This is a genomic window from Streptococcus parasanguinis (assembly GCF_040908565.1).
Taxonomy (GTDB): Bacteria; Bacillota; Bacilli; order Lactobacillales; family Streptococcaceae; genus Streptococcus; species Streptococcus parasanguinis_AC.
Genome location: NZ_JBDGEA010000011.1, coordinates 1 through 14,064, shown reverse-complemented (window position 1 = coordinate 14,064; position 14,064 = coordinate 1). Strand labels below are relative to the sequence as shown.

The window sequence follows — 14,064 nt, the reverse complement described above, 5'->3', positions numbered from 1 at the left end:
TCACTTCCTTTATGAGTTCATAGCTGCTATCAAAGCACTCTGAGCATTCGCCGCCTTCGTATTAGCTGTTGCTAAATCTGCTTCTACCTGTTTAATTTTGGCACTCAGTAATCCTAGAATTTCCTCTTTTTTTGCTGATAATATTTTCTCTAAAGAAGTCAAGTCTGCTTTTTCTTGGTGTTCTTCATCATCATACTTATCACCTGCAATATTTTCAGAAAGTGTCACCTCATACTTTATAGTTGTTGACTGTTTGTTCAATTTTGTATGAATAGCTCTCAACTTTGAAACTTCCCCTGATAATCGAGTAACTTCAATACTTGCTTCAATAGATGCTCTTGTTAAAGCATTTAATGTCGCTTGATTAGCCATAATTCATCCCCTTCTATTTCATTAATACTTTCACTTTTCTTACAAATCCATCTTCTACATAGTAGTTCACTTGGCTATCAAGTGGTTCTTCACGGACTGGTCGATTGATAACATTTAGGACACTTTGATCTGTAATCCGCATGGCCACGATCGCTTGTTTATAGAGTTTGATAGATTTTGATACTTCGTCAATTTTTCGATTCAACTGACTACCACTCATAGCTACTGTAGCATAGCCTGCACGCGCCCCTTTTTCAAGGACATAGTTCAGACTAGATTGAAGATCCATACTTAGATCATTCATAAGTTCTAGTTGATTGTATAGCACAATCGTTGCTTCATGTTGCGATTTCTGCTGTTCCAATCTCAATTGGATATTTTCTTCCATTTTCTTGATTCCAGCTACATAGTCTTCCTTCGTAGAGAGAATCGTCACACCTTCCATCTCTGGCAATTCATTGTAAGTTGGCGCCAACACAATCACCTTTTGCTTACTACGAGCAACTTGTTTGACGAATTGTGTCATCTGCTCTTCCTTGTCTGTCAGATAGAGAAGGTTGCCTTTCTTGAGATCCCATGTCACCGGTTCAACTGTTTCCAGATCCAATCCGAGTGGTACTTTTCCTTCATCCAGCAAAGTTGCTACATCCTCACGTCCATAGAAGGCTGCTTCTGTCAACTCATCTGGCACCATTGGGATGCCTGCTGGGGTGTGGCCTGTCCACATCTCTTTAAGGCTTTGGACTTGGTCGCGGAGGTTGTTGATGATTTGGATATCGTTTTCTCCTGCGACAGGTAGGGCGAACTGGACGACATCGACTTCGTCACGCTTCATGAGGGCGCGTCCCTTGATATCTTCCATCGTAGACGCCAGTGGGGTTGCTCCCACGATACCGCGGACTTCAGAGATATCATTTTGTGGCAAGGTCAACTGGTGCTTGAAGTTTGAATAGAGCTGAGCCCGTAGGTTGTTCTGACGGCTAGCTGTGATGATCAGGTGCACACCGATGCTGAGACCTTCACGAGAGATCCGCATGAAGAGCTTGAAGAGGTCTGTCTCATAAGGCTCGTCCTTCATCGACTCGTAGCTATCCATCAAGATGACCATGGTTGGCTCTTGCTTACCGGTCACTTCACGGTAGAGGGCGATGGTGCCGACACCATGCTCAGAGAGGAGCTTCTTCCTGCGATCCAACTCGCGGTTGATGATCCGGATGAATTTCTGGATTTTTTCCGTCTGATCGAGCAAGAGGCTATCGGCCACATGTGGCAATTGGCTCAAGGGTGCTAGACCATTGGTTCCGAAATCCAGCAGGTACATGGTCAGATTTTCTGGGCTCTGCTTGCGAGCCAGATCCATTGCGGCTGTCTGAAGGAAAGTGGTCTTTCCTGTACCTGGACTTCCGTAAAGGAGGATATTCCCATCTTTTGACAGATCGATAGCGACAGCTTCTTGTTTTTGCGCTTGTGGGATATCGGCGACCCCGATCAGGACGCTTGGAGCTGTCCGTTTTTGCCAAGCCTCGATCGGCACGACCTTGTCCAACTCATCCAGCGTGATCCGCTCTTTGAGGGGTGGCAACCATGGTTGAGCGACAGCTGCGATGCCTTCTTCTTGGTGCAAGTGGTTGATTTCCTGCACGATAACATCCAGCTCTGTCGGTACTTCCTTGATTTCTTCTGCCATATCCAGACCAGAAAGGTCTTGGTTGAGAACTTCGTATTGGCCCAGTTCATTGATCAAGTAAATGGTATGGTCTTCGATTCCTAGCTGGTCTTTCTCAGGCTGGTAGTCTGCTCCTGACCAAGCGGTTTGGAAGAGTTCATAGACTTCGTTGTTGCCGACTTGAAGGTAGGCACGACCGGTCTGGGTGATCTCAGCCGCATCTGCCGTCCGCAGCATCTCCATGGAGTCGCCACGGTCTGCCACCTTGAGGGCTAGCTTGAAGCGGGAGTTGGACCAGATCTGGTCATCCACGACCCCAGAAGGTTTTTGCGTCGCAAGGATCAGGTGTACCCCGAGGGAACGTCCGACACGCGCGATAGAGACCAATTCCTTGATGAAGTCTGGTTGGTTGACCTTGAGTTCGGCAAACTCGTCACTGATCAAGAAGAGGTGAGGAAGCGGTTCGGTCGCTTCACCGAGTTTAAATTTCTTTTGGTATTGATTGATATGGTTGACCCCATATTGACCAAAGAGCCGCTCCCGACGATGGATCTCCGCATTAATAGAGGATAGGGCCCGCATGGACTGGGCACCATCCAAGTTGGTGATGGTCCCAAGCAAATGAGGCAGATCCTTGAAGAGATTGGCCATTCCCCCACCCTTGTAGTCGATGAGGAGGAAAGCCACATCGTGTGGGTGGAAGTTGACAGCAAGGCTCAAGATATAAGACTGAATGGTTTCAGACTTACCAGAACCGGTTGTCCCTGCGATCAAACCGTGTGGTCCATGAGCTTTTTCATGGAGATTGAGATATACCAAATCGTCCTTACCGCGCAGACCAATCGGCACGGCCAAACTTTGGTAAGGAGCATGGCTCTCCCAACGACTCAAGACCTTGAGGTCATTGAACGTTTCCGCTTGGTACATTTCAAGGAAAGTTACCGAGTCCGGAATCGAGCTCTTAAGCTGTTGGATATGCTTAAGAGGGGCAAGGCCACGCGAGATGGCTTCCTTGTCATAACCTTCAGGGAAGTGATCCAATTGGAAGTCAAGCTCCCGAAGGACCCCTTCTTGCAGGAGCAATTGCCCTTGGTTGCGGTCCTTGATAGAGATAACGGTTTGGATATTTTCAGAAAGAGATGAGAGCACGTCTGCCACATAGATGATGGAGCAGCCGAGCTCTGTCGGATCCTCACGGAAGAACTCCATGATGACATGGTCCAAAATCAAGGTTTCATCGGTGATGAGGACCACATAGTGAGGGTGGAAGATCTTGGTATCATTAGCTTTTTCTTCCTCTTTTTGCGCCTTGCGGAGCTTGAGGATTTGGTTGAGACTGTTCAAGACCTGATCGCGTGTCCGCTGATTGTAGACAAAGCTACGGACATTCATGTCTTGCAAGGTCGCATGAGGTAACCAGCGCATCCAATCCCAGCTTTCTTTTTCCTCTTCTGGAATGATCGGAATAATGGTCAGATCATGGTAAGAGTGAAAGACTGCCAATTGAGCAACGAGGAGTTGCAACTGCTCGAGCACGATGGGACGAGGGCCGACATAGCCTACGGGTCCCCGATTAAGGCTGGCTACAATCGGAAGATTGTCGATCTTTTGATGCGCTTGGAAAAGGGCATAGCCTTCTTCTTCCAAGGCATCTTTCTTCCCACTGCGTTCTTCCTGACCATATTTGAGCTCATAGCTGGTTGGAACCTTGCCCAAGCCCAAACGATAGGCCAAAAAGTCAAAATGAAGCGGTGTTTTTTCGTAGATCCGCGAGTCATAGCGTTTGACCATCTTGGTCAAGTCTTCGATGGCTGGGAAATGGTAAAACATGCCTTCTCGCTGTTTCCGAGAGAGCTGTTCCAAGTCCTTAGCCTTGTCCTTGAGATAGAGATGGTAGAGCTCCACCCGCTCTTTCTTATCTTCTTTGTATTTCTTACGATTCTTGAAAAATCCTTGTACCGAAAAGATGACACTAACCACAGACATGGATACCGTCGCGATGATATAGAGCCCCCGCGGTTGGAAAATGGTGATCAAGAGGGTCACCCCAACCATGATGAGGGGTGGCATGATCAACTTCAAGAGTTCATCGGATGGTTTTTGGGGCTCCGCACCCGGAGGATTGATCAGGATCTTGTCTTCCGAACTCCGGTAGATGATCCGCGGAGACCGGTGGTACTCTGGATAGTCCTTGTAAAAGTCGTAACGCGAATGCAAGCGCGGCACCAGATAAGGACTCACTTCGACCGATCCTTCCACGCCAAATTCTTCCGGGTAGAGCTTAAAGGTCACATCTCCAATTGCCAGCTCATCTCCAAAAGCTAGTGGAACAGTCGCTTCAGTAACGAGTTTGTGGTTATGGTAGAGTTTTCCAGATAAGAGCTGGCAAGTCCAGATCTGGTCTTTTTTCACAAGGAGAAAGCGCACTGGATAATGCACGTGCACATCCGCACCTTGTTCATCTGCTACCAGGATCTCTTCCTTGTCGAGCAGCTCATAGGTATGGACTTCCCCTGTCGCCAAGTAGCAGACCACATCTCCAAGGATCTTGCTATTTTCTAGCACGCCCTTGTCTTCCCCATATTGGTAGAAGACTTCTCCTTGACTCCATTGGAAATGAAGGGGATTTTCTTGCGAAGAAATGGTCAACTGAGCTGTTTCTTGATTCGATACGGTCGCTGTTTTCCCCTCTTCTAGCGCTAGCTCATAGCGAAAACCTTTTTTATAGAGTATGATATGTTTTTTCATAGACTACTCCTTGTGTTCGCTAGATTCAGTTGAGCTTGCTGTTGTAGAAGACGAGCTTTCTGTTGAGGAGCCTTCTGTAGACGAAGCTGTTGTCGAACTGCTGGTTGAAGCTTTGGTTTCATCCTTCTCTGCTTCCAAGAGTTCAGAGCGAGCATCCCAGTATTTCTTGTATTCGCCCTCTAGCTCAGAGAGTTTCTTCTCGCGTTGTTCACCAGAGAGTTTTTCGCTATCACGTGTCGCCTTGATTTCTTTGCGAAGGGCATAGATGATCAAGTCTGAATCGTCGATCCGCTTGGCTGTATCCAAGGCTTGGGTAAAGTCATGACGGCCGATATAGATCCAGTAGTGAAGATAGAGACTGTCTGACTTGAGCGTGACGTTGTTGAGGATGACCTTCTTTTGGTCCTCTGAGAAATTCAAGCCCTGCAAATAAGAGGTCGCCAACTCATATTTCTGCGTCGTTGGAAGACTGCTTGGAGCTACTCCCTCCAACTCATCGATCACACCGGTGTAGTCTACCTTGAGATAGGCTGTATCCGCTTGAAGCAACTTTTCTTTAAAGGGTGCTTGGAAAAAGACCAAATAGATCAAAGGCAAAAGTAAGAGGGCCACTACAGCGGAAAGCCATACGGTTGCCAACTTAAAGATTCGGTGTTGACGGCTTGAAACCAAAGTCAAGGTCTTTTCTTCCTCTTCCTTACGCTCTTGATAGGCTTTTTCTAAGAGAGCTTTCATCTCTTCTAAGCTAGTGGCATCACGGATTTCTACCAAGAAATCTGGCAGATCTTCTAATTCAAGCGTCCCTTGATAGAGCTCCATGAAGTCCCAGTCACCAAAAAGAGTAACGGCATAGCACTTAGCCTGGCGCAAAAATTCAACCTGATCCCACTTGCGTGGTACCATCATTCCCGGAACCCCGCGGTAAGCAATCTTAACTTGTGCATCCTTGGTCACAAACAAATTGACGGGATGCAACATAAAGGTCACTGGAAGCTCCAATGCTGGCGCCAAATCCAAGACATTGATGGCTAGACGCAGACGGTCTGAAACTGGTAATTCTTTGATTTCTTCTGGACTCAAGCCCAGCGCATCTGTCTGATAGGTCAGATGAATCTGGTCTTGATCGGCCGTCATGCTTTGCTCTAAAAACAGGGGATGATGGAGATCCAAAATCCATAAATTGCGTAAATCCTGGCTATCCACTTCTGAACGCTTGAGGTCCAGTCGCCAGCTCGTTTCTTCTTTTTCAAAACGGAAGACTTGTTCTTCCAGTGTAAATTGTTCTTCTTTCACCTTACCACTCCTCAATCTCGATTAGATCACCACTCGTGATCGGATACTCTTGTACCACCTTGCCTTCATCCAGCAAGATGCCTTTATTTACCACGCGCAACTGATACTTGCTTCTAGGCTCCATGGCAGACCCAAAGATCTGATCCAATTCCCGAATCAAGCGTCGCACCTCCATCCGCGTTGGGATTCGGAGGTCATGGCTTGCCCCATTCATACGGAAGGTAACATTGATATGTTGGTCCATTTAGGCCTCTTTTCTATAGATTCGATAAGAAATATAGCCAGCAATCCCAAAGAGAAGGGCACTCCAAGCCAGCATTTGCAAAGCTGGAATAAAATCCGACAAACTGGCCGAATTGTCCTCCACATTGGACTCAAATTTAGATAATTTTTGATTTTCCGGCTGGAACAGGTCCGCTTCAGGCCCTGTTTTTTTCTTTCCCTTTATAGCAGAAAACAACTGGCCGTCTGAATCGGTCAATTGTTTCTCTTGCTTGCGTTTTTCATCTGCTAATTTTTTCTGATCCTTCTCATTGAAAAGAGACTCAGTCGCATCCAATTGGCCCCCGAGTGTCTTTTCCTCTTCTGTCTCCAAACGTGAGTTGTTGACCTGCAGACGATTATCAATAAAATCATCTGCAGAAACAACAACTACTGGCAAGAGACTAAAGACAAAGAGAAGATACATCATTTTTTTCATAAGCTTGATTCAATTTCCTTTGTTTGAGTAAACTTCTTTGGAATGAAGATATTGGCAACAGCCAAAAGGCCGAAGAAGACCAACAATCCGAAGAAGACGCCGATACCGGCTGTTTGTCCATCAAAGTAACCCGCAAACTGTCCTTCTAAAATAGAAAGGAGGTTGACATTTTTCACCAGTGCTGGAAGGCCTGACAAGGTCGCGGTCGTTCCGATCGCGCTTGATAGGTAAACATAACTGATCAACATGAAGAAGGCCAGTCCCATTCCAATCACACGGAAGTGTTTCAAGAGGAGGTATTGCAGTTGTACCAAGACAAAACTTGCTAGAACCGCTAAGAATACCCATGAAGGTACATATTCACGACCAACAGAGAGTTGAATACTTGAAATCATTCCGATCACCAGTCCAAGGATGAGAGAAAGTCCTACAAGGACACCGACAGACAAGAGATCTGATTCTTGCAAGCGATTCAATTTGAAACGATCTTTCACCTTACGGATGATTGGCTGAGTCGCAAAGAGATAAGCTGTAAAGAGGCTCAAGATTTCTAGCATAAAGATCCAGATAAATGGACGGTAGACGTTGATGGTCGCTTTCACAGAAGTAGATTTCTCTGCAACTGGATTTGACAAGAAATCGAGCAATACTTCATTTGGCACTCCATTTTCATAGGCATTGTTGAAGACTTTACGGAAGGCTTCGACGAAATTCCCGTTTTCAGACAATTCCTTATCGAATTCACCCATCAAGCTCTCTGCATTGCTAGACAATTTCTCTGTATTGCCTTGGGCTCTTTCCAATTCTTTGTTCAATTGGCTAAAAATTTCATTGGTAGAGTTGGCAGCGTCCACATTGCTACGAGATGAACTCTTAACACCTTCTGTCGAGCTCAATAAGGAAGTGTATTCAGAACCAAGAGCAGACAAGTCTGCATCCGTCTTGGTTTGAGCTTCCGTAACGGTTGCTTGTGCAGTTGAGATAGCCTCTAAGCGTTTTTGAAGCTCTGCATACTGCGTCAATTGATCGTTGATATTTTGGGTTAGATCTTTGTTGGTATTTTCGATTGCTGTAAGGTTAGCCTGTAATTCTGGCCCCAAGACTTGCAACTGTTTGAGGGTGTCATCTAGCTTAGCTTTCACACTATTCGTTGCATTCCCAGTTTCATCCGTTTCAATACTCTTACGGTAGTCCTTTATGTTACTTGAAACAGCAGCCTTCACGATGTCGACCAAAGCGTTTGTCAAATCCATATCCTCGATTGGATCATAGAGCGAATGACGAACATGGCTGTCATCTTCTGGATAGTAGGCATCGATCAATGCTCCTGCGCGTTGATAATCCAAGGCGATTTCACTGGCTTTCGACGCATAGTTAGCGACAGCTGTTTTCAATTCATCTGCAGATACGGTCACACTGGTTGAGGAAACTCCATTCACAAGGACTTCAACATCAATCGCGCTTGGCATAGTCCCTCCATCTTCAACAAGGTGAATTTGAATTTGTTTGCCATCTTTCAGTTCGACTTCCTGTTCGCCGCTACCTGCATAAGTATGTCCATCATAGGTCCAAGTATCAACCTTGACTCCTGCTGGTACTTGGATGCTAACCTTCTGTTTTCCAGATTTAGCATTAAGGACATCGGCAACTGCAGTTGTTTTGGCATCCACTTCTGCAGCCAAAGTTTTTAATTCATCAGCATTCCCTTTTGCTTGTGCCTTCGTTCCAGCAAAAGCACTATCAAAATGAATTGCTGTATTGAGGTTGCCATATTTATTCAGATTAAGACTAGCTGGATCTAAAGACGGAAGTTTTTCAATTGCTTGACGAATGTCATCATCCGCTTTATTACGAGCCTTGCTGATAGTTTCGATTTTTGTCTTCCCAATCAAGGTACGAAGGGTGACTTTTTCTCCTTCTTTTAGACCATAGTAGTCAAGGATCTTCTCTTTTACAGAAGACTCGATGTTCTTTTCGTGCTCATCTAATTTGTCACGTTCTGCCTTGATCCCTTTTTCGAGGTCTGCCACACGATCATTCACATCCTTAGTCAAACTTGCATAAGTCTTCGTAGCAGAAGGATCTCCTTCACCCTCCGCCGGCTGACTCAATTGTTTGGTAATCGCTTCTTGATTTTGTTGCAACCTCTTGTACAAGTCCTGAGTTTTTTCACTGACAACAGACTGATTCATAGCCATCAATTGGTTCATGAATTCTTCATGGCTGATCTTATCCGCAGAACGTTGCTTAATCAGCAACTCAAAATTTTGACCGTACTGATCTTGAGATTGGGTCAATTGATCAAAAGCCTGGGTATAAGACTCAAGAACTGTCTTCAGAGCATTGTTGGACTCAACGGATGAGGTAGACAAGCTATAAAGACTCGGGAAGATATTCTTAGAATCTAAAGCCGAATCCAACAAGTTACTCCGGTAAGAACCAATGTTGGTCGATTGGATTTTATTGCTTGTCTCTACGTTCTTTTGAGCTGTATAAAGATTGCTCAAAATGCTGACCATATACATATCGACCAGTTGGCTATTCAAGTCTGAAACAATATTCTTGGCAACCTTAGTGGCCTCATTTTCAACTTGAGAATTTCCAGCTGCATTAACCTTATAAGTAACGGTTGTCTTCTCAGCATTAACCGCATTCACTTCCAAGACCTTTTCTGAGAAGTCACTTGGAATGACGATCATCAACTGGTACTTGCCATCTGCAAGCCCCGACTCAGCGGCTCCACGAGGAAGTACAGACCAGTTTTGCGAATTATCCCGCTCGATATTCTTTACATAGCTAGCACCGAGGTTGTATTCTTTGTCATTCAGCTTAACTGCCTTATCTTCATTGACAACCGCAATGTTAAGCTTTGTGTTTTCTGTCGTTTGTACAGTCTTGGCTTCGTTTTGCTTTTGGTCCTTTTGAACTGTCGTATAAAGACCCACTACAGATCCCATCAAAAGGAGCACAACTGCACTCTGACCGATGTATTTTAACCATTTTTTATTTTTAACTTCCATACCTTTTCCTTTTTCTAATTCATAGATACAAAATAGGGGTTAGGAATTAAGAATCTAACCCCTATTTTCTATATATCAAAAGACAAAAGGGTGATCTACCTACAAGAAGTTAGATCACCTCCAAGACTATCTTAGTGGATTTGTGAAGCGATATCTTGGTCAGTTTGTTCAACGATATCAGCAACTTTGATCAATTGAGCGTTGATGTCTTCCAACAATTGAGCGAATTGTTTGATTTTTGGAGACAATTCGTTGAATTGTGCTTCAAAGCTATCAAATGCAGATCCATCCCAGTTTGCGTCGATGACTTGTTGTTCATGAGTCAAAGTGTTAAGGATTTGATCGATTTCTTGAGAACCTTGTGCATAGCGTTGTGCTGATTGACGTAGTTCTTCTGGAGTTAATTTAATTTGAGCCATATGTTTCTCCTTTTGGGCTGATACCCTTATATATTTTTCATAAACAATACGTTTTAGTACGAATTAGTAAAATGCCAGATAACTGTATATTTTACCTTTCCCTCCCTATTTGTATTATTTACTTAAAAATATCTTAATGAAATATTGCAAGAAAGTCAAGTTTTAAGGGCTAACTGATAAAACATTGTAACTTTGTTACAGCAGTGTAACATTTTGTCATATAACTGTAACATTTTTCTGAAATTCCTTGTCTCAGTAGTCTCCAACTAGTATTATTTCCGGGTAAAAAAGAAGACACTCTGTCCTTCTATATTAACTCAACACATAGATAAAAATTGTTGATTTTAGGTGTTTTTAGATACAACTTTTGATGATTTTTGTATATTTTTTCATTTTTTAAGCTTTTATGGTATAATGAGAACTGTTTAGAGCTTGTTTCATACAAGATCGAACACCATTAACTTATAAGGAGTCTCTATGAAAAAAATAGTATTGACCTCTCTCTGCCTTCTAGCTCTCTCCGCATGTAGCCAAGGCCAAGCAGAAAAAGGAAAAACTTCAACAACATCTAGCCAAAGCACTTCCCAAGTAAAAAAAGAAAAAGAAGAGAACGTTCGAACCAAAACTTTCTCCACAGAACTTAACGATCACCATCAAAACAAAATTCAAATCGGCTACAAAAAAGAAGAAATTGTCTCTTTTACTTTTCTTAGTTTTGAACCCATTTCCTCAGATTTGCAAGACTTGGATCTTTCCGAATTAAAGGAAATCTACCAAGAAGAATTAGAACAGAGCGATATCTATAAAAGCTTAAATGGCAAGCCTGGACTTAGCTTCCGCATTCAAATTTCGAAAGATAAACAATCCTATGCTAAGGTCTTACATGCTGACTTCTCAAAAATCAAGAAAGATGAGTTTGCTTCCATCTACGGAGATCAAGGGGAGGAAGAAACAGCCGAGTTCAAGAAATACCTCAATGGAAAACCACAAGATCTCTTTACCTATTTCAAAGATCAAGGCCTCAAAGAAGAAAAATAAAAAGAGCTTCCTGAGTTTCATCACCACACTGGTGAGATCTCAGAAAGCTTTTTCTTATTTATTCAAAATCGAAAGAGTTTCAAGGAGATTGTCCGCATGAACTTCGATGGTATCTCCTGTCGCTTTGATTTTCACTTCAACGATGCCTTCAGCTGCTTTTTTCCCAACGGTTACGCGGATTGGAAGTCCAATCAAATCGCTATCGCTGAATTTGACACCAGCGCGTTCATTTCGGTCATCCACCAAGACTTCGTAGCCTTTATTGACCAAGGCTTCTTCGATCCGATTAGTCAAAGCAAGGCTTGCTTCATCCTTGACATTGACTGGGATCAAATGCACATCAAATGGCGCCAATTCTTTAGGGAAGTTAATTCCCCAAGCGTAACGGTATTCCCCTTTTGGAGTCTTATTGACAAAGAGGCGTGCATGTTGCTCCATAACGGCTGAAAGAAGACGGCTGACACCGATCCCGTAGCAACCCATGATGATTGGAACCGCACGACCGTTTTCGTCCAAGACATCTGCTCCCATGCTAGCTGAGTAGCGTGTACCAAGTTTGAAGATGTGGCCAATTTCGATCCCACGCGCAAAGTTCAAGACTCCTTTCCCATCTGGTGAGATCTCGCCTTCACGAACTTCACGAATATCGACGTATTCTGCAGTAAAGTCACGTCCTGGGTTGACACCTGTCAAGTGGTAGCCTGTTTCATTGGCACCTACCACTGCATTGCGACTGTCTTGGACCTTGCGGTCTGCGATAATCTTAACATTTTCAGGAAGATCTACTGGACCGAGAGAGCCAAAATCAGCTCCCAATAATTCTTTCACTTCTACTTCGGTTGCAGGTTCAAAGAAATCTGCTCCAAGATGGTTTTTCAACTTCACTTCATTAAGCTGATCATTACCAACAAGAAGGGCTACAACAGGTTCATCATCAGCAATGTAAACCAAAGTCTTGATAGTTGCTTCTTCTGGAACATTCAAGAAAGCTACCACTTCATCAATGGATTTAACACCTGGTGTTTCCACGCGTTTTACTTCTTCTTCCGCTACGACACGGTTGCTTGGCTTGTACTCATTGGTAGCCATCTCCAAGTTCGCAGCATAACTTGATTCACTTGAGTAAGCAATGGTATCTTCCCCAGAGACCATCCATTTGAGCAATTCTGCCTTGATTTCTTCTTGCACTTCTGCAGGAATCTCGTCAAATGACGCAACCGACTTGTCTAACACCACCCAACGGTCAAGGTCTGTTCGAGTAGGGGTGATGGCCATAAATTCTTGGCTATCTTTACCACCCATGGCTCCACCGTCACCAATGATGGCTTTGAAGTCCAAACCACTACGAGTGAAGATACGCTCGTAGGCTGCCTTGTATTCATCATAGGTTACATCCAAACTATCGTAGTTAGCGTGGAAACTATAACCATCTTTCATGATGAATTCACGCGTACGAAGAAGTCCATTCCGTGGACGTTTTTCATCACGGTATTTAGGCTGGATTTGGTACAAGTTCAGTGGTAATTGCTTGTATGACTTGACTGAGTCACGAACAATAGCGGTAAAAGTTTCTTCGTGGGTTGGCCCCAAGATAAAGTCAGAACCTTCGCGATTTTTCAATTTGTACAAGTCTTCACCGTAGGTATCATAACGGCCAGATTCACGCCAAAGATCTGCACTAAGAAGGGCCGGAGCCAGCATTTCTACTGCTCCAATTTTTTCGAATTCTTGGCGCATGATGCCTTTTGCTTTTTCAATCACTCGATTTGCTAATGGCAGATAAGAATAAACACCAGCTGAGACTTGGCGAACATAACCTGCACGCAACATCAAAGCATGGCTAATGACCTGAGCATCGCTTGGCATTTCGCGAAGCGTTGGAATCAACATTTTACTTTGTTTCATGGACAATATCCTTTTCTATTTCAAAAATAATTTCATAATATCATTCCAGGTGACAGCAATCATCAAAATAACCATTACAGCTACACCTGCAAGCGTCATATAGGTTTCTACTTCTTGTTTCAGTGGCTTTCTCCGGACGACCTCAATCAAATTGATCAAGATTTTCCCACCATCTAAAGCCGGAATCGGGATTAGATTGAAGATCCCAATATTGATGGAGAGCATGGCCATGAGTGATAAGACTGCGGGAATCCCTAATTGAGCAGCTTGTGAGCTGGCATTGTAGATAGCGACCGGGCCACCCAGTTTATTGAGACTAAAGTGGAAAATGATATCTTTCAGGGCTCCCAGGATCCGGGTCGCTGTATTCCAGGTATCTGTAAAACCAGACAAGAGTTTATCCACAAATCCTGTCTTGATCCCATTTGTCACACCCAGATAGTAACGATTCCCTGACTTGGTTGGCTTCACTTTGACTTCTTTTTCTTGGCCGTCTGTTTTGACTTTCAGGGTCAATTCAGGAGCCGTCTTGCTGTCCTTGGTCGCTTTTTCGACAGCATCTGTCAACTCATCCCAGTTGCTAACGGTATCGTTGTTGACTTGAAGGATCTGAACAGTGCTTTTGACACCGACCTTAGCCAGCGCCCCATCGGGTGCCACCTGAACGTTGTTGCTGTAGTAGTCAATCGCACCACCGCGCATAAAGGCTAAAAGTGAGTAGACAACAATACTGAGGATAAAGTTGTTCATAGGACCCGCAAAGTTGGTGATTAATCGTCCCCAAATGCTGGCATTCTGATACTGAACATCTCTCGGTGCAATCCGCACTTCTGTCCCATCTTCCTCAACAATAGTCGCATCATGATCGACACTATAGGTCTTTGTCTCATCGAGAACCAAGCC

Annotated in this window: 10 protein-coding genes; 1 reads left to right on the top strand and 9 read right to left on the bottom strand. The window is 44.1% G+C overall.

The features are described from left to right. Positions 1 to 9: 9 nt before the first annotated feature. From AB5Y61_RS06490 to AB5Y61_RS06460, 7 genes are all read right to left on the bottom strand, one after another. Positions 10 to 372, bottom strand: coding sequence for a hypothetical protein (locus AB5Y61_RS06490; protein ID WP_368403573.1), 363 nt, complete (start codon positions 370 to 372; stop codon positions 10 to 12). Positions 373 to 385: 13 nt separating this feature from the next. After that, complete coding sequence (essC, locus tag AB5Y61_RS06485; protein ID WP_368403572.1) at positions 386 to 4,786, bottom strand: type VII secretion protein EssC; 4,401 nt, start codon at positions 4,784 to 4,786, stop codon at positions 386 to 388. 3 nt (positions 4,787 to 4,789) lie between these two features. Next, positions 4,790 to 6,079, bottom strand: a complete 1,290-nt coding sequence (gene essB, locus AB5Y61_RS06480; RefSeq protein ID WP_368403571.1) for a type VII secretion protein EssB — start codon at positions 6,077 to 6,079, stop codon at positions 4,790 to 4,792. 1 nt (position 6,080) lies between these two features. Next, complete coding sequence (locus tag AB5Y61_RS06475; RefSeq protein WP_003013697.1) at positions 6,081 to 6,323, bottom strand: EsaB/YukD family protein; 243 nt, start codon at positions 6,321 to 6,323, stop codon at positions 6,081 to 6,083. Beyond that, entirely contained in the window at positions 6,324 to 6,779 is a 456-nt protein-coding gene (gene essA / locus AB5Y61_RS06470) for a type VII secretion protein EssA (protein WP_368403570.1), read from the bottom strand. After that, positions 6,776 to 9,799: a type VII secretion protein EsaA gene (gene esaA, locus AB5Y61_RS06465; RefSeq protein ID WP_368403569.1), complete on the bottom strand. Its 3,024-nt coding sequence runs from the start codon at positions 9,797 to 9,799 to the stop codon at positions 6,776 to 6,778. The genes essA and esaA overlap by 4 nt, the downstream gene beginning before the upstream one ends. Positions 9,800 to 9,930: 131 nt before the next feature. Further along, positions 9,931 to 10,218: a WXG100 family type VII secretion target gene (locus AB5Y61_RS06460; RefSeq protein ID WP_368403568.1), complete on the bottom strand. Its 288-nt coding sequence runs from the start codon at positions 10,216 to 10,218 to the stop codon at positions 9,931 to 9,933. Between the two features lie 477 nt (positions 10,219 to 10,695). Between AB5Y61_RS06460 and AB5Y61_RS06455 the strand changes: the two genes are divergently transcribed. Further along, the gene (locus AB5Y61_RS06455) at positions 10,696 to 11,256 is read left to right on the top strand and encodes a hypothetical protein (protein WP_368403567.1); all 561 of its coding nucleotides are present in this window, start codon (positions 10,696 to 10,698) and stop codon (positions 11,254 to 11,256) included. 54 nt (positions 11,257 to 11,310) lie between these two features. Here AB5Y61_RS06455 and AB5Y61_RS06450 read toward each other — a convergent pair whose 3' ends face one another. After that, positions 11,311 to 13,161 (bottom strand): proline--tRNA ligase, encoded by a 1,851-nt coding sequence (locus AB5Y61_RS06450; protein ID WP_368403566.1) that lies wholly within the window; start codon positions 13,159 to 13,161, stop codon positions 11,311 to 11,313. A 15-nt stretch (positions 13,162 to 13,176) separates the two neighbouring features. Then, positions 13,177 to 14,064 (bottom strand): RIP metalloprotease (locus tag AB5Y61_RS06445; RefSeq protein WP_368403565.1); only part of this gene is annotated, 888 nt, incomplete at its 5' end.

What these genes read in the sequence shown, in the direction of transcription:
- AB5Y61_RS06490 (WP_368403573.1), bottom strand. Translation starts at nt 372, where the DNA reads ATGGCTAATCAAGCGACATTAAATGCTTTAACAAGAGCATCTATTGAA.
- essC (WP_368403572.1), bottom strand. Translation starts at nt 4,786, where the DNA reads ATGAAAAAACATATCATACTCTATAAAAAAGGTTTTCGCTATGAGCTA.
- essA (WP_368403570.1), bottom strand. Translation starts at nt 6,779, where the DNA reads ATGAAAAAAATGATGTATCTTCTCTTTGTCTTTAGTCTCTTGCCAGTA.
- AB5Y61_RS06455 (WP_368403567.1), top strand. Translation starts at nt 10,696, where the DNA reads ATGAAAAAAATAGTATTGACCTCTCTCTGCCTTCTAGCTCTCTCCGCA.
- AB5Y61_RS06475 (WP_003013697.1), bottom strand. Translation starts at nt 6,323, where the DNA reads ATGGACCAACATATCAATGTTACCTTCCGTATGAATGGGGCAAGCCAT.
- AB5Y61_RS06450 (WP_368403566.1), bottom strand. Translation starts at nt 13,161, where the DNA reads ATGAAACAAAGTAAAATGTTGATTCCAACGCTTCGCGAAATGCCAAGC.
- esaA (WP_368403569.1), bottom strand. Translation starts at nt 9,799, where the DNA reads ATGGAAGTTAAAAATAAAAAATGGTTAAAATACATCGGTCAGAGTGCA.
- AB5Y61_RS06460 (WP_368403568.1), bottom strand. Translation starts at nt 10,218, where the DNA reads ATGGCTCAAATTAAATTAACTCCAGAAGAACTACGTCAATCAGCACAA.